General features: G+C 36.5%; 18 protein-coding genes. 7 read left to right on the top strand and 11 right to left on the bottom strand.

Features of this window, described 5'->3' with window-relative positions:
* Positions 1–11: 11 nt before the first annotated feature.
* The 4 genes from WC623_RS17625 to WC623_RS17610 are packed head-to-tail and all read right to left on the bottom strand — an operon-like array spanning position 12 to position 7,205.
* Positions 12–2,639 carry a DUF4962 domain-containing protein gene (locus WC623_RS17625; protein WP_372853488.1) on the bottom strand — a complete coding sequence of 876 codons (2,628 nt, stop codon included), beginning with the start codon at positions 2,637–2,639 and terminating at the stop codon, positions 12–14.
* A gap of 10 nt (positions 2,640–2,649) precedes the next feature.
* Positions 2,650–4,044 carry a sulfatase gene (locus tag WC623_RS17620; RefSeq protein ID WP_372853486.1) on the bottom strand — a complete coding sequence of 465 codons (1,395 nt, stop codon included), beginning with the start codon at positions 4,042–4,044 and terminating at the stop codon, positions 2,650–2,652.
* 7 nt (positions 4,045–4,051) lie between these two features.
* The gene (locus WC623_RS17615; RefSeq protein ID WP_372853484.1) at positions 4,052–5,548 is read right to left on the bottom strand and encodes a sulfatase; all 1,497 of its coding nucleotides are present in this window, start codon (positions 5,546–5,548) and stop codon (positions 4,052–4,054) included.
* A gap of 10 nt (positions 5,549–5,558) precedes the next feature.
* Complete coding sequence (locus tag WC623_RS17610) at positions 5,559–7,205, bottom strand: sulfatase (protein WP_372853482.1); 1,647 nt, start codon at positions 7,203–7,205, stop codon at positions 5,559–5,561.
* Positions 7,206–7,436: 231 nt separating this feature from the next.
* Between WC623_RS17610 and WC623_RS17605 the strand changes: the two genes are divergently transcribed.
* From WC623_RS17605 to WC623_RS17595, 3 genes are all read left to right on the top strand, one after another.
* A complete protein-coding gene (locus tag WC623_RS17605) occupies positions 7,437–8,645 on the top strand; it encodes a glucuronyl hydrolase (protein ID WP_372853480.1) in 1,209 nt (402 codons plus the stop codon).
* A 13-nt stretch (positions 8,646–8,658) separates the two neighbouring features.
* The gene (gene hepC / locus WC623_RS17600; protein ID WP_372853478.1) at positions 8,659–10,611 is read left to right on the top strand and encodes a heparin-sulfate lyase HepC; all 1,953 of its coding nucleotides are present in this window, start codon (positions 8,659–8,661) and stop codon (positions 10,609–10,611) included.
* Positions 10,612–10,724: 113 nt separating this feature from the next.
* The gene (locus WC623_RS17595) at positions 10,725–11,318 is read left to right on the top strand and encodes a pentapeptide repeat-containing protein (RefSeq protein WP_372853477.1); all 594 of its coding nucleotides are present in this window, start codon (positions 10,725–10,727) and stop codon (positions 11,316–11,318) included.
* Here the strand turns inward: WC623_RS17595 and msrA are convergent.
* Positions 11,315–11,806 carry a peptide-methionine (S)-S-oxide reductase MsrA gene (gene msrA / locus WC623_RS17590; RefSeq protein WP_372853475.1) on the bottom strand — a complete coding sequence of 164 codons (492 nt, stop codon included), beginning with the start codon at positions 11,804–11,806 and terminating at the stop codon, positions 11,315–11,317. The two genes, WC623_RS17595 and msrA, sit on opposite strands and share 4 nt — an antisense overlap.
* 216 nt (positions 11,807–12,022) lie before the next feature.
* On the opposite strand from msrA, the gene WC623_RS17585 reads away from it, so the two are divergent.
* Positions 12,023–13,168: a pyridoxal phosphate-dependent aminotransferase gene (locus WC623_RS17585; RefSeq protein WP_372853473.1), complete on the top strand. Its 1,146-nt coding sequence runs from the start codon at positions 12,023–12,025 to the stop codon at positions 13,166–13,168.
* Positions 13,169–13,198: 30 nt separating this feature from the next.
* Entirely contained in the window at positions 13,199–14,047 is an 849-nt protein-coding gene (locus tag WC623_RS17580; RefSeq protein ID WP_372853471.1) for a prephenate dehydrogenase, read from the top strand.
* Between the two features lie 29 nt (positions 14,048–14,076).
* Here WC623_RS17580 and infC read toward each other — a convergent pair whose 3' ends face one another.
* On the bottom strand, positions 14,077–14,643 hold the full coding sequence (infC, locus tag WC623_RS17575) for a translation initiation factor IF-3 (protein ID WP_372853469.1): 567 nt from the start codon (positions 14,641–14,643) through the stop codon (positions 14,077–14,079).
* Between the two features lie 208 nt (positions 14,644–14,851).
* Between infC and WC623_RS17570 the strand changes: the two genes are divergently transcribed.
* On the top strand, positions 14,852–16,252 hold the full coding sequence (locus WC623_RS17570; RefSeq protein WP_372853467.1) for an alkaline phosphatase: 1,401 nt from the start codon (positions 14,852–14,854) through the stop codon (positions 16,250–16,252).
* A 68-nt stretch (positions 16,253–16,320) separates the two neighbouring features.
* Here the strand turns inward: WC623_RS17570 and WC623_RS17565 are convergent, their stop codons facing one another.
* The 5 genes from WC623_RS17565 to WC623_RS17545 all read right to left on the bottom strand — a co-directional run bounded on the left by WC623_RS17565 (position 16,321) and on the right by WC623_RS17545 (position 21,110).
* Positions 16,321–17,340: an OmpA family protein gene (locus tag WC623_RS17565; protein WP_372853465.1), complete on the bottom strand. Its 1,020-nt coding sequence runs from the start codon at positions 17,338–17,340 to the stop codon at positions 16,321–16,323.
* Positions 17,341–17,644: 304 nt separating this feature from the next.
* The gene (locus WC623_RS17560) at positions 17,645–17,854 is read right to left on the bottom strand and encodes a hypothetical protein (protein ID WP_372853463.1); all 210 of its coding nucleotides are present in this window, start codon (positions 17,852–17,854) and stop codon (positions 17,645–17,647) included.
* Between the two features lie 71 nt (positions 17,855–17,925).
* On the bottom strand, positions 17,926–19,326 hold the full coding sequence (locus WC623_RS17555) for a DUF6794 domain-containing protein (RefSeq protein WP_372853461.1): 1,401 nt from the start codon (positions 19,324–19,326) through the stop codon (positions 17,926–17,928).
* A 119-nt stretch (positions 19,327–19,445) separates the two neighbouring features.
* Positions 19,446–20,444 carry a DUF1080 domain-containing protein gene (locus tag WC623_RS17550; RefSeq protein ID WP_372853459.1) on the bottom strand — a complete coding sequence of 333 codons (999 nt, stop codon included), beginning with the start codon at positions 20,442–20,444 and terminating at the stop codon, positions 19,446–19,448.
* Between the two features lie 84 nt (positions 20,445–20,528).
* Positions 20,529–21,110, bottom strand: a complete 582-nt coding sequence (locus WC623_RS17545; RefSeq protein WP_372853457.1) for a tRNA-(ms[2]io[6]A)-hydroxylase — start codon at positions 21,108–21,110, stop codon at positions 20,529–20,531.
* A gap of 91 nt (positions 21,111–21,201) precedes the next feature.
* Here WC623_RS17545 and WC623_RS17540 point away from each other — a divergent pair, with 91 nt between their 5' ends.
* A complete protein-coding gene (locus WC623_RS17540; RefSeq protein WP_372853455.1) occupies positions 21,202–21,660 on the top strand; it encodes a hypothetical protein in 459 nt (152 codons plus the stop codon).
* The last annotated feature ends 13 nt before the right edge of the window (positions 21,661–21,673 follow it).

Below are 21,673 nucleotides of genomic sequence, written 5' to 3'. Positions count from 1 at the left end.
TGCTTTACAGTTTATTTTTTACGCTTAAAACCAGAGTCAAAATTAACTACATCTGGCAAACTATCCACTACTTCCTGCTTATTAAATGAATTATTTTTAGTTTCTATAAGTATTGAACTGCCTTTTTGGTTGTGTTCGTATACCTTACCCTTAATTTTCACAGTATCAGCACCGTAGCTAAACACGGCATTCTCATTCGTTAATTTTACGGTTAAGTTAGCTGAATTGGATGGATTTAATTCAGCTTTTATTTCCCATGGCCCAACCTTCACATTATACAAACCATTCTTATCGCTAATTACCTTAATTACATTAACATTTTTATCCTTTAGCTGGATTATAGTTAAAAAACGGTTAGTCTTTAAAGAATTAACAGTAGTAATTCCTGCATGCCACTGATCTTTAAATTCTATAATATTACCTTCATCATCTGTTTTACCTTTCCAGTTTTTAGCAGGGAAATTATACTTATCATGCAATACCATTTTTAATGGGGTATGTGCATAAACTGTTGTGCTAACATGAGCAAGATTGGTTTTTAGCTTAAAACTCTGTTCCGATGCACCATTAACTGTTTTGCCATCCATCATAAACGGACTATGCATCTGGCTGGTCCATTTTACTGGTTTCACAGCTTCGAGTTCATCATATAAAACTACATAATTACTATCTAGTTGCAGCATATGTCTTCTATATAATTTTACGCCAGATTCCCCATAACCACTACTTTTATCAGCTTTTAAACCTATTTGTTTAAATCGATCTAACCAAAAACCGGTGGTAACATTCCCATACGCATTTGAAGCATCTCCTAACGCATACTGAATTCTATTGCCAGTCATGAAACGCGGGATCCATCCATAACCGTCCTCTCCTATCCTTTGTCCCAAACTATCGGCCAGTATAGTATTATAGGCTCTTGATGAACGATAATCCAATAAATTATGCGCATCACTAAAATTGCTGTAAAATCCAGTTCCACCAAATACTTTTTCTCCATTATAATTAATGGTGTATGCATTTTGTGCCGCATGGCCATGTCCAGCTGCACCAAAAGGATTAGACATTAAATAACTTCCCAGATTTTTTGCGGGATTTGCTAAATTGGAATGCATGGCTACCAATCCGATATCTTTAAATACCCGGCCCTTAGGAAGTGTAGTAGGCGCAGACAATATTCTTACTGTGTTTGGATTATAATTTAGTAACCTGAAAAGCAAGAAATCATCTGTTCCTTTAAAAAAATCAGGTTTAGTTTTCCTGATTTCAGCAACATACCAGTTTAAAAATGGGTTATCAACTTTTAATGCTAAAGCCTCTGCAAATTTAGCCTGCATTTTAACTGTATTGGCAAGGTTCTCATGCATATCACCTACTGCTGTTGAGGTAGAATTTGGCGGATAGCTGTATAACATGTAATAAGGAAGATTCTGCATCCATGTTTGCTTGAAATAATCCATTCCAGATATATTACCAAAAAGTTCGGGTAAGTAAATCAGTGTTTCATAATGCGTCCGAAAATACCCGTTACCTTCATGCCAACCGCCATCAGTTGAACCTAAAACAGGAAAACGAGCAGACCACACTTCATATACATAAGTCAGCCATTCATCTGCTTCTGGTAAATCGCTGGCAACAGCTACCGCAGCGATGGAGAAATTACGTAAAATATGCTGCCAAACATGATTATCACACATTTGCAATTCAAAGCGATTAGGCAAATCTTCATATATGCGTTTCCCTCTAATTGCAATTATATTTCTTAATAAACTTTTTTCTGCTGCTGTTAAATATTTAAAACCTGCATCGTAAAGCCAGGCAAGAGATTCAAGAATATTTCCATTATTAAAATCGTCACGTGTTGCATAACTATCTGGGTTCATTTTAGCAACATGCAAAGCTTGTTTTATAGCTTCTTTGATATACCGTTCATCTTTGGTCAATTGAAAAGCTATACAAAGATTCCGGATGGGGGAACCTACTTTTTCGCCAAAGCCATGATACATGAATTCAACCATTTGCTTGCGTTGCAAGGCATTCATTCCGGTTGTATCCCTTGGCCTTGTTGGCTTTTCTTCTGGAAGCGGCTGCCCCAATAACTTAGCTGAAGCCGCTATAAAAGACTTAGCCTCTGGGTTTTGCTTATTATTGACATAAAAAACTTCTGCATTTTTATTCATCCCCCACAACCTGGGATGTGCGGCTCTTCCTTTTTCTAATACAGTAGCTACGGCTGGAGATGTACCTACATTTTTAGCCTGCTTTTTAACAATAAAATCGTAGGTAGGTGACCAATTCCATCTACCACCAACTTTATTTAAAGCGGCATATTTCCAGAACCAGCGCCCTGGTTTTAAACTTTGATGTAAAGGGTATATTGCCCAACGCTGCTCATTTCCCACAATTAAGTTGCTTTTAAACAGGCTATCACTTGACAGCAACACTTTATATTTTACTGTTTTACCCTTTACACCAGGCCAAAGCAAAACCGGACTATCATCAGCAACTTCAACCTGGTTAACCGGATATGCCCACTCACGAATACGGGGATGCAACATTCCAGTATCGAGTTGTTGTACAGCCTGTTGTTTTACAGGTGTTAACAATAAGACCGATTGAAGGATAATAGCAAAGCTCATAGTCTCTGGTTTATTTTTTTAGTGCATAAAATGAGTCTTGGTGTTGTATACACCATTTTTTCAAGTATGCACGCATTTGATTTAGTTTTGCTTTATGTGTAGACTTCACCGCAAGGTTATTCATTTCTCCAGGATCATTTTGCAGGTCAAACAGCTGCTCTCTGATTTTTCCTTTATCGTATACGATATATTTAAAATCTTTTGTCAATACTGCCCGACCTTTAATACCAAGCATGACATCGTTATCAGCAAAATCTGTTTCAATTACTAAAGTATCACGCAAACTAACCTTAGGATTATCCATGCGTTTTTTTAAATCCACCCCTTTTAAATAAGCTGGAGTTTCAATACCTGCGTATCCACATATTGTTGGAATAATATCTATACCATTACAAAGTAACTGGTCGTCTGTTTTAGGCTTCCAATGTCCGATTTTAGAGATGATAAAAGGTACTTTGGCAGATTCTTCATACAATACCTGCTTTTGGTTCCATTCATGAGCTCCATAGCCATCTCCATGATCGCTTGTAAAGATGATTATGGTATTATCTTCTAATCCGTGTTTTTTTAGAGACCCTAAAATCATACCTACATAATCATCTACCTTTTCTACCAAGCGATTATAAGCCCAACGATACTGTCTCCATTGCGATTCAGTCCATCCTATTGTTGGGTATGTCCGTAAATTCACTTTCTGTTGCTCTCTTATAATTTCCGGTTCATTTGGAGATATTTTCCAATTTTTTGGCATTACTGGGCAAAGAGAAGGATCAGGAGGCGTACCTATCAAATCCATTTTCAAATAATCACCCCTGGCCCATTCACATATATCATGAGGATTTAAAAAAGAGGCTACAAGTAAAAATGGATTACTTTTATTTTTTTTGATAAAATTAGCGCAATATGATGGCGTTGCTGCATCTGTATAATCTCCGGTAGCAGTATTTTGTATAGTTTCAAATCCATGTTGTTCTATTTTTCCCGCTGGGATTGGTAAATGCCATTTTCCTACATAACCAGTTTTATAACCGCCATTTTTAAATATTTTACCCATCATTAATACCGAATCAGGCCATTGTCCGTCCTTTTCTGGAGCATTCCCACTAAAGCCAGATTCGTGTGGCATTTTACCACTAAATATGGCAGATCTTGATGGCGTGCAAAGTGGCTGCGCACAATATGCACGTGTGAAACGAGTTCCATTAGCAGCAAGTACATCCATTGCGGGTGTATGCAGATCTTTATTTCCTGCATTACTCATAGCATCAGCAGTTTGCTGATCGGTCATAATGATAATAATATTAGGCTTTGAAGCATTTGCTTTTTGCGCATGTACTTCATTACTCCCTAATAATGCAAGTAAGGCCGCACTAAGCAGCCACCCTTTTGTTTTATACATCCTCATTTCTTACTTATTTTAAATAATTATAGCTAGAATCCAAGTTAAAGCGTTTTTGCATTTCTTTACTTGGCTTAGGTGTTTTATCTACCTCACTAAAATAATCAGCAGTATCCCAAATCTTTACATTACCATTAGTTTCCCTCGGATCTTTCGTATCTACCAAATAATTACGCATTTGACTAACTAATTCCTGCTTTATCTTCTGATAAGCAGGAAGTGCGGCCAGATTATGTACCTGATCTGGATCTTTGTTAACATCAAACAATTCTTCTGCAGGACGTTTCCCCATGGCCAGTTCAAAAAATGGTTTCACTTTCTGGTCATCTTTATGTTCTATCAGATAATATTTAGTTTCACCTGGCCAATTGAACATATAAGGGTCAATGTCTCCATAAAACGGTGGATCTCCTGCAGGCCATCTACCTGGCTCATAATTTTTAATATAAAGATAATCTTTAGTGCGAATTGCTCTGCCCGGATAGCCTAAACCATGCTGACGCACAAAAGCGTGACGTTCACGACCTAATACAACAAAATCTCTTGATTTTTCTTCTTTCCCTTTTTCTACAATCGGCAACAAGCTTTTACCAGTCATGACTGCAGGAACAGCAATATTTGCTAACTGCAGAAATGTTGGAGCAAGATCATTTAAAGTAACCATATTATCACTAATTACGTTTTGCTTGAATTTACCCGGCCATGAAATGATTAGAGGTACACGAGTTCCAAAATCGTATAAATTGGCCAAACCTCTTGGCATTTGCCATCCGTTGTCGCTACATACTACAATAACTGTATTATCAAGTTGTCCAGTTGCTTTCAATTCTGCCATAATTTCACCCAACTCACGATCAAAGGTCTCAATAGCAGCATAATAGTCTGCTATATCCTGACGTATATCAGGATGATCAGGTAAATATCCTGGAACAGTTACTTTACTTGAGTCGATACCGGCTTTAGCACCAGAACCCACTTCGTAAGGTCTATGTGGATGTAAACTGCTTACCCAGTAACTCCAGGGCCCATCTTTTTTATTTTTTAAGAATTCAGCAAAACTGGTATACTTATCTCCGCCCGGATTTCTCGGACGACCATTTGCTTCAAAACTACCAGGTCCCCATCCTTTACCCTGGAAGCCAATAGCATAGCCTGATTCTTCCAACAGATCTGGATATACTTTGTATTTAACTGGTAAAACGCCCCATAAGTTTGCACCATCTTCCAATCTCCAAATATCCTGCCCTGTCAGCATTGCTGCCCTTGCAGGTGTACACGATGGCGAACTACAAAAGGCATTGGTAAAGCGTACACCCTGACTGGCAATCAAATCCATATTAGGCGTACGAACTACATTATCACCATAACTACCAACATGATTCCAGGATTGGTTATCAGACATGATCATCAAAATATTAGGGCGATCTTGTTTCTTTTCTGGTGAGCAAGAAGCCCAGGTGAGCACCATGATCATTGCAGCTGGAATGTATTTCAAATTATTAAACTTCATCTTTATTAAATTAATTAGTAACGGCTTCAGTTGGATTAGTGTCTTTGTATTGCTTCTGGAGTTTTACAAGTTGTTCTTTTAATTCTTTTACAACTGGCTGATAAGTTTTATTGTTATACAAGTTATTCATCTCTTTTGGATCTTTTTGCATATCATATAATTCCCATTCATCAACATCATTATAAAAATGAATTAGTTTATAACGTTCAGTTCTGATACCATAATGTCTTTTTACCATATGCCAGCTAGGATATTCATAATAATGATAATAAACAGCCTTACGCCATGTTTCTGGTGCTTTACCTGCATTATCTAATAGTGGACGTAAAGAAACACCTTGCATATCATCAGGTATTTTTACTCCTGCATAATCTAAAAATGTTGGAGCAAAATCAAGGTTCATAGCAAAGGCATTACTCACCGATCCCGCTTTGATGGATTTAGGATAACGTACCAATAAAGGTGTTCTAAAAGATTCATCGTACATAAAGCGTTTATCGAAGTAACCATGTTCTCCCAAAAAGAATCCCTGATCTGAAGTATACACAATAATGGTATTATCTAACTCTCCTATTTTTTCCAGGTAATCCATTAATCTATTTACATTTTCATCAACAGAAACTACACATGCTAAATAATCACGCATATATTGTTGATATTTCCAACGAACGAGGTCAGCACCTTTAGGATTTAATTTTCTGTATTCGGCAACCCGTTTATCATATACCTTTTTCCATTTTACCTTTTCAGCATCTGTCATACGGTTATAAACTTCATAAAAACGAGCTTTATCCAATGTAGGGTCATTAGCTTGTTTATAATCATCCCCTTTTGCATCCTTAAATATTGTTTCTATAGGTAATTTTCCCATAGAATCTAATTGAGCTGAGGAGAGTAGTTTAAGATCCCATGCTTCCCACATATCTGTGGAAATATTCATTAGCTGTTCTTTTGCAGCTTTCCCCCTGTTTTTAAAATCATCTAAAAGGTTATCAGGTTCCGGGAAAACTGTATTATCGAACATACCAAGATGTCTTGGTGCTGGCAGCCAGTTACGGTGTGGTGCCTTATGTTGATAAATCATCATAAAAGGCTTATCATGATCTCTCTTCTCTAAGAATCCAATTGCTTTATCTGTAATCACATCAGTTACATAGCCTTTTTCTTTAACAACTTTTCCGTTTTCAAAGAATTCTGGTTGATAATATTGTCCCTGGTTTGGTAAAATACTATAATAGTCAAAACCCATTGGAGTTGAGCCAAGGTGCCATTTACCTATCATTGCGGTTTGGTAACCTGCCTTTTTTAACAATTGCGGATATATCACCTGCGTACTGTCAAACACTTTTGAATTGTCCGTTAATCCATTCAGGTGACTATATTTTCCTGTAAGAATGGTAGCTCTTGAAGGTCCGCAAACTGCATTGGTTACAAAACAGTTATTAAACAACATACCTTCTTTTGCAATCCTATCCAGACCGGGAGTTTTGACAAGCTTACTACCATAAGCACTCATGGCCTGAATGGTGTGATCATCTGTCATAATGAACACAATATTCGGTTTTTTAACACTTTGTTTTGTGTTTGATTGCTGACATGAAGTTAATGTTATACCTCCAACAAAAACTAATAGCAGTAAAAATCGTTTCAATAACATTTTGGTTTTACTTATTTGGTTAATTGATAAGAACGAATTTAGACCAGTAGGATAACAATAGATTTAGGTATTGTTTAAAATAATATCAGTTTTGATGAATACATGTATCAAAACCAGGTATTTCATCAAAATTCATCAAATCCTGAATAAATTAGCTCAATTCCTAAAGCCAGTATTTTTTATGTGTCCTACCTTCATAAAAGAATATAAAACGAACAAAAACTTAAGCTAATGAAAAAATTAATAAGTGCATTTGTTGCTTCCATCGCACTGATGGGTTCAACAAATAGTATGGCAGTCACGAATGACAACGGGGAGGATTGGTTAAAGAAATCTACAAAAACGGCGGTATATCAATTGACCAAAGCTGCGCAAACTTTTACTCCGGGTATGAACCCAAGATCCATCAATAATAATGGTACAGTAAGATTAGCACCACCGCGCGACTGGACTACTGGATTTTTCCCTGGTACTTTATGGTACGGATATGAGCTATCTGGTGATAAGAACCTGGCTGCTGAAGCAAAGAGGTTTACACTAGGCTTAGATACTATGCAGTACATAAAGGATACACATGATCTTGGTTTTATGATTTACTGTTCTTATGGTAATGCTTACCGTTTGACTGGCGATCAGATTTACCGTAAGCCTTTAGAAAATGGTGCAGCTAACTTATATGCACGTTTCAATAAAAAAGTAGGTGCTATCCGTTCATGGGATTTTGGTCACTGGCAATTCCCTGTTATTATTGATAATTTGATGAATCTGGAGTATTTATATTGGGCAGGAAATGAGTTTAAAAAACCAGAATGGTTTAATGCAGCTAAAACACATGCTGCTACTACTATGAAAAACCATTTTAGAAAAGACTATAGTTCATATCATGTAATTAGTTACGATACCCTTTCAGGTAAAGTTTTACAAAGAGAAACTCACCAGGGCCTTACTCATGAGTCTGCATGGGCCAGAGGTCAGGCTTGGGGATTATATGGTTATACGATGAGCTTTAAAGATACTAAAGACAAAAAGTTTATTGATCAGGCTGAGCGTATTGCTGCTTTTATAATGAATCATCCTAAAATGCCTAAGGATAAAATTCCACTTTGGGACTTCGACGTACATACAGAAGAACGTACGCCAAGAGATGCATCTGCAGCAGCTGTAATTGCGTCTGCGCTATTAGATTTGAGTACGCAGGTAAAAGACGGTCAAAAATATTTTAAGTTTGCAGAGGATATATTAAAAACCCTTTCATCAGATGAGTATTTAGCTAAACCAGGTGAGAATCAGTTTTTCATTCTTAAACACAGTGTAGGTGCTTTCCTATATAATTCAGAGATAGATACGCCATTAAACTATGCGGACTATTATTTTATGGAAGCATTAAAAAGATATGCTGAGATTAAAAAAGTTGACTTAAAAACACTTAGTCAGTCATAACGAAATCGAAATTATGAATCTAAAAAAGATTATCCTTTTGCTTGTGTTAACACCTACGCTTCTATTTGCACAGGAATCAAGCAATCCGGTTACAAAAGAAAGCTTCAACAATCTAAACCTGAATTATCCAGGTTTAGAAGAAGTAAATAAATTGTATACTGCAGGAAAGTATACTGAGGCTGCAACCCAATTACTTAAATATTATCGTAGTAAACCAGCTGCAAATAAAAAAGGAGACAAGGCAATTAGTGCTGAGGACCAGGAGAAAGCAGACAATGCTTTGTTACACAAATTTAAGCCACAAAAAGGGTATGGATTTTTTGATTATGGAAAAGACATAAATTGGAGTTACTGGCCAGTAAAAGACAATGAGGTACGTTGGCAATTGCACAGGGTATATTGGTGGCAACCGATGGGCCTGGCTTATCGCAATAGTGGTGATGAAAAATACGCGAAAGAATGGGTCTTCCAATTCCGTGACTGGGTGAGAAAAAATCCTTTGGGATTATCTGCAGAAAATGATCGTTATGCCTGGAGACCTTTAGAGATTTCTGAACGCATTCAAAGTTTAGTAGGCACTTTTAATTTGTTTGTAAACTCTCCGAATTTCAGCCCTGCTTTCTTAATGGAATTCTTAAAAAGCTACCATCAACAAACAGACCATCTGTCTGGAAATTTTGCTGCTATAGGAAATCACCGTTTGTTTGAGGCACAACGTACATTAACAGCTGGTGCTAACTTCCCTGAATATAAAAATTCCGAAAAATGGCGTAAAATTGGTATTGAGGTACTTAATGCTGAAATTGTAAAGCAAGTTTATCCAGATGGACTACAATTTGAATTATCGCCGAATTATCACAATGCAGCCATCAACATTTTCTTAAATGCATACAATGCGGCAAAATTAACAGGCGTAGAAAAGGAATTTCCTTCAAGCTATAAGAATACAGTTGAAAATATGATTATGGCGACCATCAATTTCTCTTTTCCTGATTATACATTTCCAATGTTTGGAGATGCCTGGATAGGAAAGAAAAAAGAGATGATAAAGCAATATAATGATTGGTCAAAAGCTTTTCCCGACAACAAAGTCATTCAATATTACGCAACAGATGGAAAAAAAGGCACTCTACCAAATTACTTATCAAAAGGCTTGACTACCGCTGGTTTCTATTCATTTAGAAACGGATGGGCAGATAATTCAACTGTCATGGTATTAAAAGCTAGCCCTCCTGGAAAATTTCATGCTCAGCCCGACAATGGTACCTTTGAGCTTTGGGTAAAGGGACGTAATTTCACTCCAGATGCGGGTGTATATGTTTATAGTGGCGATGAAGAAATTATGAAAAAGAGAAATTGGTTTCGCCAAACCCGCGTTCATAATACTTTAACCTTAAATGATGAGAACATGATTATTACAAAGGCAAAGGTAAATAAATGGTCTGCTAATCAGAATCTTGATGTATTAAGTTATATTAATCCAAGCTATAATGGATTAGACCATCAGCGCAGTGTGCTTTTTATTGACCAGAAATACTTTGTTATCATCGATTTAGCTATGGGTAAAGCAACAGGAAAACTCGATGTACGCTTCCACCTTAAAGAAGATAGTAAACCTGTTTATGACAAAAACAATAACAGAGTTACCACCTCTTATGATGATGGGAACAATTTATTGATCCAGTCTTTAAACACAGATAAAGTAAGCTTATTACAAGAACAGACAAGTGTTTCCTATTTCTACAATAAAGAAATCCCACGTCCTGCATTAGCTTTTGAAAAACAGAAGGCTGATGATAAAACCCAGGCTTTTGTAACTGTTGTTTATCCTTTTGATGGTCAGAAAGCACCGAAAATCAGCATCAAAGAAAATAATGGCAATGATTATATAAAGGGCAATCTTAATATATCCTTAACTATTGATGGCAAAAAGCGCGAGATAAGTGCACAACTAACTGACAAGTAAAACACCTTTATTAGAGTATCAAGCTTCTCAAAATGTTCAGAAATTCTGAACATTTTGAGAAGCTTTTTTATTTGAATACAATCCTTTGTTCGGTATCTTTGTGCATAGAAACTATGAGCGAATCTTCTGAAACCACCATACACCAGGATAAAACATTTACCAGCATTGATTATGCTGAAAAACAGCTTAAAAACAGAGAATTTATCAACTGTGAATTCGTTAGCTGTGATTTCTCCAAAAGCGACCTGAGTCATAACGACTTTGTTGATTGTCATTTTAAACAGTGTAACTTCTCATTAACCATAGTTGTTGGTACTGGCTTTAGGGATGTGACTTTTAGTGGTTGTAAAATACTGGGTATTGACTTCTCAAAATGCAATAAGTTTTTGTTCTCATTTAAGTTTGAGAAAAGTCAGCTGGATTACAGCACTTTTTATGGGACAAAACTTAAGAAAACCAGGTTTACAGATTGCTCACTTAAAGAAACTGATTTTGAAGAAACTGATCTTTCAGGTAGTGTGTTTGAAAACTGTGATTTGGCAGGCACCAGCTTTGTACGCACTGTTTTAGAAAAAGTAGATTTCCGTACAGCGCGTAATTTTGGTTTCGATCCAGCAGTTAATAAGGTAAAACAGGCCAAATTTTCGGCTTCAAACCTCGCTGGCTTGCTTTATCACTTTAATCTGGACATTGACCACAACATCTAATTCATTTTCCATTCCGGTCTTTCAAAGTGGCAGGTATAGCCATAAGGGTTCTTTTGCAAATAATCCTGATGTTCTTCTTCAGCGTTCCAGAAATCACCTGCAGGTACTACTTCTGTAACGATTGCGCCTGGCCAAACACCAGATGCTTCCATCTCTGAAATTAATGTTTTAGCAGTTTCGTGTTGTGTTTCATCCGTATAAAAGATAGCAGAGCGATATGAAGTACCTATATCATTGCCCTGTCTGTTACGCGTGGTTGGATCATGAATCTGGAAAAAGTATTCCAGGAGCTTACGGTATGACAATGTTGAAGGATCATATATGATCTCTATACCTTCAGCATGCGTACCATGATTCCTATAAGTTGCATTGACAACATCCCCTCCTGTATATCCTACTACCGTCGAAATTACTCCGGGATAATGTCTGATTAACTCTTCTACTCCCCAAAAACAACCGCCAGCTAAAATGGCTTTTTCCGTATTCATAAATTTCCTTTTTTAATAAAATAAAGGTACTATATTTTAAATATTACTCAAAAGTTAAACGCTGCAATAAAAATTATTATTTTAGGCCGTTTTTAATATTCGGGATAATATTAAAAAAACTAAATAATATCTACCTGGAGCGCTCTATGGTTTGGACATCGCACGAAAGCAATCCGGACTATAAAGTAGAACAACAGATAAAAAATAATCTCAATCATGATTGCAAAAAGACTGGAGGGTATAAATGAATACTACTTCTCCCAAAAACTAAGGGAAATTGACGCCCTGAATAAAGAAGGTAAAGGCATTATTAATTTAGGAATCGGCAGCCCTGATCTTCCTCCGCATCCTGATGTAATCAGGACATTACAGGAAGCAGTTGTAAGTCCTTCCATACATGGCTATCAAGGTTATAAAGGAATTCCTGCATTACGACAAGCTTTTGCTGATTGGTACCAGCAGTGGTACAGGGTAAGTCTAAATCCTGATACAGAAGTATTGCCACTAATTGGCTCAAAAGAAGGTATTATGCATATCTGCATGACTTATCTTGATGAAGGTGATGAGGCATTGATTCCTGATCCTGGATATCCTACTTATGGTAGTGCTGTTAAATTAGCTGGAGGAAAACCTGTAAGTTATCTTTTAAAGGAAGAAAACAACTGGTATCCAGACCTTAAAGCACTTGCTGCAACCGATCTGAGCAAAGTAAAACTGATGTTTGTGAATTACCCTCATATGCCTACAGGTCAGCAGGTAGCCCCTGGTTTATTTGAAAATCTGGTACGTTTTGCAAAAGAAAACCAAATCTTACTGGTACATGATAATCCATACAGCTTTATTTTAAACGACAATCCTGTCAGTTTGTTGGAAACTCCTGGAGCTATAGATGTGGCCTTGGAATTGAACTCTTTAAGTAAATCACATAATATGGCTGGTTGGCGTATTGGTGTACTTTGCGGATCAAAAGAGAGGATTGAAGAAGTTCTAAGGTTCAAGAGCAATATGGACAGTGGCATGTTTATGCCCTTGCAACTGGCTGCTGCAAAAGCATTAAGTCTGGGCGCAGATTGGTATAGTCATATCAATAGCATCTATGCAGAAAGAAGGGAAAAAGTATATCAGATCATGGATATCCTTGGTTGCAAATATGAACTTAATCAAGTGGGTTTATTTGTTTGGGCAAAAATTCCGGATCATTATCAAGATGCTTATGCACTTAGTGATGAGATTCTTTACGGATCAAGTGTTTTTCTTACCCCAGGTGGAATATTTGGAAGTCAAGGTAGCCGATATATCAGAATCAGTCTCTGTGGCGACCTCTCCAGATTTGAACAAGCGATAAGCAGGATTAGTAAATAGCATTAATAGCATATATATTAGATTTATATAATGAAAATAGCAGTAGTCGGCCTCGGACTAATTGGTGGTTCCATGGCCTTGATGTTAAAGCAAAAAGGTTTTGCTTCTAAAGTTTATGGTGTGGATAATTTGGAGGAACATGCAATCAAAGCACTGGAACTTGGAATTGCGGATGAGATAACGGATTTGGATAACGCCATAGAAAACAGTGATGTGATTATTCTAAGTGCACCAGTAAGTGTTTGTACTACCTTGTTACCGCATGTATTAGACAAAATACAGCATCAGATTGTTCTGGATACAGGTTCCACTAAAACATCTCTGTTAGATGCTGCAAAAGGGCACGTGAACCGTGGCAGATATATTGCGACTCACCCTATGTGGGGTACTGAGTTCAGCGGACCGGAAGCGGCTACTGATGACGCTTTTGAAGGTAGGGCAAATGTGATCTGTAATGCCTCTGATAGTGATAAGGATGCACTTGCCACAGTTGAACACTTATATACCTTACTAGGTATGTATAATGTTTATATGGAAGGGAAAGACCATGATGTACATGTAGCCTATGTCAGTCATATTTCTCATATTACTTCCTTCGCATTGGCCAATACCGTATTGGAAAAGGAGAGAGAAGAAAATGCTATTTTTGAACTGGCCAGTGCGGGTTTTGAAAGTACTGTGAGGTTAGCTAAAAGTAGTCCGGCCATGTGGATGCCGATCTTTAAGCAGAATAAAGAAAATGTCCTCGATGTTTTAAACGAGCATATTACTCAACTCCGGAAATTCAAATCCTGCATTGAAAAAGAAAACTGGGAATACCTAACCGAGTTAATGGAGAATGCAAATAAAATAAAGACTGTACTTGACAGAAAAGACTAATTAATAGGTGCCGTTCTGGCACCTTAATTTTACCTTTTAGTAGTTTTTGGCCCTAAGGTGAGAAACATTCTTTTGCCCTCAAGCTTAGGAAACAATTCCACTTTACCGACTTCTTCTAGTGCCTGAGCAAATTTGAGAAGAAGTATTTCTCCTCTATCTTTAAAAACAATTGCTCTGCCCTTGAAATGTACAAATGCCCGTACTTTTTCTCCTGCCTCCAGGAATGATATCGCATGTTTAAGCTTAAACTGGAAATCGTGGTCATCAGTATTCGGACCGAATCGTATGTCTTTTATAATAGTCTGCTTGGCTTTAGCCTTGATTTCCTTATCTTTTTTCTTCTTTTCGAAAAGGAATTTATTATAATCAATAATTCTGCAAACTGGAGGTATTGCTGTCGGTGAAATCTCTACCAGGTCTAACCCTTGCTCTTCTGCTAACTCCAAAGCCTTTGCCAGTGGGTATATAGCTGATTCGATATCTTCACCAGTTACTCTCACTTCAGGTGAAGTGATGAACTCATTAATCTTATGTTCCGCTTCTTTCTTTTTAAAGGGTAAGCGTCCCCTAAATCCTGCTCTTTTTTTTAATACCAAATTTGAAAATATTTAAGTGAATAATTAAATCATGTTATAAGCTTTTTTATGCCTACCCCATAATATAGCATTTAAAAAGGTTTTTATAAGAAAATAACTCAATTGATGACTTTGAGCTTATATTAAGAAATAATCATTATAAGATTAAAAAATTAAAATCGTCCAATTCAGAATGTCCTTAACAGAATCAATTTATTATATTCGTCAAATGAGAAGAAGAGACTTTTTTAAAGGCGGATCACTGGCAATCCTGGGGTCTTCGTTATTATCACCATTTGAGACATTAGCAGCTGTTACAATGCCTGATAGTAAGGGCAAACAAGCAAAGAATATCATATTCCTGGTTAGTGATGGCATGAGTACTGGGACGCTGAATATGGCCAATATTTTACTAAACCGTAAAAATGGTGTATCCAGTAAATGGATGTCGTTATATGAAGAAAACAAAGTGACCAGAGCATTGATGGATACCGCATCTGCAAGTTCCATTGTTACAGATTCTGCAGCAGCAAGTTCTTCATGGGGTGGTGGTGTAAGGGTTCCTAATGGCTCTTTAAATGTAAATGCTGACGGAACAGAAAACCTGCCAATTCTCCAAAAATTTAAAAAAGCTGGTAAATCAGTTGGTGTAGTCACAACTGTAACTGCCACACACGCAACCCCTGCCGGTTTTAGTGTAACCAGTAAAAAACGTAGCGATGAGCCCGGTATTGCTGTAAAGTATCTGGATCTTGGAATGGATGTGGTTATGGGTGGCGGGTTAAAGCATTTTTCTCCTTCTCTAAGGAAAGATGGTAAGGATTTATTTGGTCAGGCAAGGACTAAGGGTTATACTGTAGTAACAGACCGTAAACAACTGCTTAATCAGGATGGTTCAAAACCATTGTTGGGAATTTTTACAGATGATGCCCTACCCTATGCATTAGACCGTTCAGCTGATAAGGAATTGATTGAAAAAGTTCCAACGCTTGCTGAAATGACTAAAAATGCCATTAAGACTTTAAGCAAAAACAAGAATGGTTTTGTGCTACAAGTAGAAAGTGGAAAGGTTGATTGGGCTGCTCATGCCAATGATATTGGTGGATTGCTTTATGACCAGATTTTATTTGATGAAGCTGTTGCTGAAGCTATTTCTTTCGCTGAAAAAAGTGGAGATACATTGGTAGTCATTACTACAGACCATGGAAATGCCAACCCTGGTTTATTCTATGGTGCAAATGCTGATCGCAATTTTGAAAAGATTTTTAATTTTAAACAAACCAATAATTGGGTACTTGATGGTGTAAACAAGGACACTTCAGTAAGTTCTTTCATAGAAAAACTTGAAGCTGCACAAGGTTATGCTATCACCAAAGCTGAGGCAGAACAAATATTGGTTCACTATGGCAAAATAGATGAGAAAGGGTTATACAACCCGAGAAACCTTCCTTACAAAGACCTGGCACTTGTACAGTCTAAATATACCTCTGTAGGATGGGGATCTATGGATCACTCTGGTGATTATGTAGAACTTGCTATGTTTGGCCCGGGTAGTGAGTTGTTAAAACCCTTTGTTAAAAATATAGAACTCCATAACCTGATGCTGAAGGCTTGTGGAGTAATCGCTTAACAAGAAGGGCCAGATACTTAAGCATCTGGCCCTTCTTGTTTCATCCTCTTAAAAAAGGGAATAATAGACTAATTAACTTTAATTAATTCAACGCGTCTGTTTTTAGCTTTATTTTCTTCAGAATCATTGGCTACCAAAGGACGTTCAGCTCCAAATCCTTTTGCTGAAAGACGGGTTTTGTCTATTCCATTTGTAATCAGTTGACTCATAACTGAAAGAGACCTATCATTTGAAAGCTTTTTATTGTGCGCCCCGTCTCCTGTATTATCCGTATGGCCCTCTATTGCAATTTTCAAAGAAGTATCATTTTTCAATGCTAGAGCGATTTGATCTACCACTATTTTTCCATCTGTTGTGATATCAGACTTGTCTACCGCAAAATTGATATATAAAATGGATTTCCCTTTTTCTGAAAGATCCTTTACAATATCATCTGCTGTGATCTTTTTAATGGTTTGTTGAAAAGGTTTTTCCTGAACGATTTGAAATGATGTTGTCGCAAAATCCTTTTTTTCTAAAATAATATACACATTACCATCATTTCGGCGAATAACATAAGTTAACATTTGCTGACCATCACTTGGAATAAAGCTACCATCATCTCCAGCATAGGTAACTAATTTATTATATTGTTCTAACCTATCTCCATTTAACTCACCTTCAAAAATTTTAACTCCTCCTGCAGCAAGGATAGCATCCTCATAGCTTTTCAAAAGGTAACGATTGCTGATTTCTATGCCACTGTTCTTATCCCCATGTATCCACGCTCTAAACACTTTTCCTTCAACCTCAAAAAGACTGTCGTCAGTTGCTGCCACTATAAAATCAAAGGGTTTAACTTTAACATTATTAATATACATTGCTCCTTTTGGAGCAGTAAAGAAAGGGAATTCACCTACATCTGTTGTAGAGACTGGAATACTTTCAATGTCGAACTTTTTATTTCCTGTTGAAGCTGGTGCTGAAGCCGTTGTTGAAGAGGCTTCCTTATGCTGAACATTAGCATCCTGATTTCCATCAGAAGTTTTAGATTGGTTGCATGATAAGGCTAATAAAGATCCTGCAAGTAAGAATGTAATTTTTTTCATTGGTATGTTTTCTTTCGGTTGAGAAGCATTGTCATACTTCTATTTTTTACTATTTGAAGTTTAAAGTCGAAAAATTATAGATAAATATTAAAATATCAAAATTACGGCAATACCCTTCATAAATACTAAGATTCATTAACTACTTTCCCATACAAATACTTCGCCCCAAATACGAGCTAAACAGGACTTTTCTAGGCATCCCTTATCGAACGCAAGTCATGTCACAGTCAAAGGAGAGTCCTGTCAAAGCCCTGGGAGTCCTAGACCGTGACCGAACAATAATTGGACACTAACCAGACTTTATTTATTTCTTCCGACTTGTCTCCCAGACCTGGAGACCAAAACCGATTAACATAGCGACAGCACCACAAATCATTATTAAATTAAAACCACCAAGTTCCGAACGTTTACTGATTACAACTCCTAAAGAGAAAAATACAACTCCTAAAATCATAATAAAGAAACCACGCATTCTGGAAAATTTCATTCCAGTTTTAGACTCTTCCTTTTCCATAATCAATTATAAATTAATAATTTTCAAACTACTCCTTGATTATCTAAGTTAACAAAAACTGGAAAAGCACCTTATTTTTTTGAAGTTTTCATTTCCCATTCCGCAGCAATATTTTTGTTTCCTTTGAGCCAGTCGTAATAATTATACAATATCATAGAAGATAATCCATCTGGTTCAGAAGGTCCTCTGTCTCTAAAATATTTTAGCAAACGAGAGCCACCCCAAAGACCCCAGTTATTCCTGATCCACATACCTAATCCATGATGTAATCCTAGCATATCACCTCTACTTTTGTAAGCTAAAATTTGCTTCTTACTATTAGGGTTCAATACTTTATCAAGTTCAACCATACATTCCTCCATATTCGCAGGAATATAAACATGATTAACTGAATCCATGCTTAACCTTCGCTCAAACTCCCTTGCCTGCTCTTTCTTCTCTGATTCCTTTTCCTCTAACGCTAAAGAATCATTTGGATTCCTAAATCCACCGAAGAAACTTTTGAAATGTTGTTTTTCAATTTTATCAGATATAAAACCTGATTCAAAGACCGATTCGGTGATCAATTTTCTTATTCTACTTTCATCAAAGTTCTTATCACATTTTAACATCTCAATTTCAAAATGCCCCTTATGATCCAGGTAGCCTGTCAACTGAATTCTGTAAATTTTATACTTAAAAAAACCAGTTTCATTAACACTAACAAACTTTAATCCGGCAATCTCACCTATTGAATCAGATAATTTTTGACCACTATTTTTAAACTTGAAATCATTAATTCTTTCATAAGAAAAATCTGCATCATCAAATTTAGGAGATACCCTTTTATAGTTTTTAAGTCGATGATAAAGAGAATCAAATGGTGTTTTAGCTATTATTTTAACCCGTTTTAGATCAAAAACAGTGACTATCTTTTTTGCATCAGTGAAATAAATGATATCGTTATGGTTCAAAATACTGTTTGCATTTAGAAACAGTTCCTGTTCGCTCACCCCCTCCTTTCGAACTTTATCCAAGCCTTTTTTTGAGTTTTTCTTATAGTCAAAAACGACATTGGTATTATCATAAAGGAACCTGCAATTATCCTGTTCAGGGTCACAACTTGTAAATTCGGCTTGCGTATATGTTTTTAATAACTTACCATTTTTGTAAATGCTGACATTTTTAAAACCTGGGCCAGCGGAAGAGTTTTCAGTAAAATAAGCAATAGTTTTCCCATCATTTGATATGGTTAAATAAATTGGGTTGTAGCTAAATACATCAAAAGATCTATCGATTTCATAAAGTACCTTCTTCCCCTTCTGCACAATAGATTTGCCAAGGGTATTTCCATGTTCATTTGAATAAGCTATAGACTTGAGGGAATATTTTCCATTCATAGAGAAAGTTTCAGTGATGGGTATTTTCGTCTGAGAGAACAGCGATGTTACCTGTAAAAAGAGAACCCAAATCAGAAGATATTTTATTTTCATCACCTTAAATGTATACGAAGTAAGTTAAAAAATCCCTTTCAAAAAAAAGAGGGTATCTAAAAAGATACCCTCTGCCAAAATTCTCCAGCTATATATGCTGGTTATTAACTATTATCAGCCTATTTAGCTGGAGTAATTATAATTTTTCTAAATTCAATTGGCTGGTGGTCACCCTGAAGATAAATTGGTCCTGGTTCACCTTCATTACTATCTAGCGCACCACCTGTAATACCTGGAATTTCCTGGTTACTAATGATTGTTTTACCATTTGCTACAACCGTTACCAAACGGCCTACCAACGTAATATCATAAGTTTGCCATTGATCTGGCCCTAATGTTACCATTTCATTAGCTGTTAAAAATCCGTAGATACCACCAAACAATACGCTGTTTGGATGTGCGTCCTTATTGCTGTCCTCGATTTGTGTTTCATAACGACCTCTTAAATAAATACCGCTATTACCACCTTTTGCATATTTAAACTCGACATGTAATTTAAAATCATTAAACTTCTGCTCAGTGATGAGGTTTGAACCTGCTTTAGGGCTAGTTAAAACACCATTCTTTACTACCCATTGGTTTTTACCACTTGCTTTCCAGCCAGTTAAATCCTTCCCATTAAATAAAGCTATCGGTTTGCCCCATACTGGAGCCTTAGTTCTCTTCAAATATGGTGCTTTAACACCTTTCCAGCTATGTTTTTTACCATTACAATCTGTCATTGTACCTTGTATTCCAGCTGCAGTAAGTTCGCCTTCGATAATCATATTCTGATTTCCACTCTCCCACTGTGGTGGAATTTCGAATCTGAATTTACCATTGTCAAATTTAACTTCAGAAACAGGACGTGCACTACCAGAAGTAGCTACAAAATGTCCTACCAATGTTTTGAAGCCTGATAACTTCACTTCAAGCCATGATGGAGCAGATTTACCATTTTCATCAACGGTAATGTCCCAACGTCCAATCAGATCTTTTGGTTCAGCAGATGATTGGAAATTAACAGGAGCTTTGCTTGCAGAAGCAAACAAAGTATTAGTAGAACCAGCCATCAAAAGGCAGCTCATACCAAATACAAGAAACTTTTTACGCATAAAATAATTATTTTTAATAGTCATTTGTGTTTAGGGCCATGGCTGGCAATGATTTCCAACTTTTGGCAGGACAAGATAGTAATTTTTTTTACAGGTCAATATTGAATATTAACCATGAATAGCTTCTTTATTACCATAGCTTTGAATCAGTTCTCCTTCAAACTCAAGCCATTCTTTCCACCTTTTATCTACATCAACATCTATGGTATATTTTCTGGCAAAATTTAGAAAAACAGTATAATGGCCTGCCTCTGAAACCATCAAATCATGATAAAACTTAGCCAGTTCAGTATCATTAATATTTTGAGAAAGGACCCTGAAGCGTTCACAACTTCTTGCTTCAATCATTGCTGCAAATAATAGTCTGTCAATAAATGCAGTGTTTCTGCTCCCATCTCTTTTACTAAACTTTACTAAACGCCCGACATAATCGTCTTTACGTTCGCGACCAAGTGTATAGCCTCGTTGCTTAATGATGTCGACAACCATCTGGAAATGCTGCATCTCTTCCAATGCAATAACAGTCAGTTCTTCAACAAGATCCATATGTTCTGAGTTATTGGCAATCAGAGTGATGGCATTTGTTGCTGCTTTTTGCTCGCACCAGGCATGATCGGTTAAAATCTCTTCTAAATTCGATTCAGCAATATTTGCCCAACGTGGGTCTGTCAATAATTTTAATCCAAGCATCTAATCGGTATCTCCTTTTCGCCAAAAATAGCAAAGAAACCTTAAATTTTATCTCCCCATGAAATGTATATTTGAACTATATCCCCATTTCATGAAGATAAAAGCTCAATTCCAAACCGCAATAACAATAGTTAAAACCCTTTGTTTAATTCTTATCATAATAACATCTGGCTGTGGAAGTAATTCAGATGTAGATAAAAGTGATGTAAAAACACAGTATAGTGCTATAAATAAGATCGATACAGCAAAACTTAATATAAAATTGACAGATAAAGATTTTTACGGACAATTTGAAATAAATTACCGTGGTTTATATAAGGACTCTGGCGATGTAAGTGGAATTGTAAAAGGTGATACATTGAAAGGAACATTTCGTTTTCAGCGTTACGGAATAGAAAATTGGCATACCAGGCCTATAGCCTTATTAAAAAAAGACAACAAACTAATTATGGGCGAAGGTGCGATGGAAATTTATATGGGTATGTACTATTTTAAAAAGAATAGGCCCATCGATTATCAAAGCCCAAAATTCGTATTTCAAAAGCTGTAATAACACTAATGAA

The sequence above is a fragment of the Pedobacter sp. genome (genome assembly GCF_041645105.1).
Classification (GTDB): Bacteria; Bacteroidota; Bacteroidia; order Sphingobacteriales; family Sphingobacteriaceae; genus Pedobacter.
This window is presented reverse-complemented; position numbering and strand designations above follow the sequence as displayed.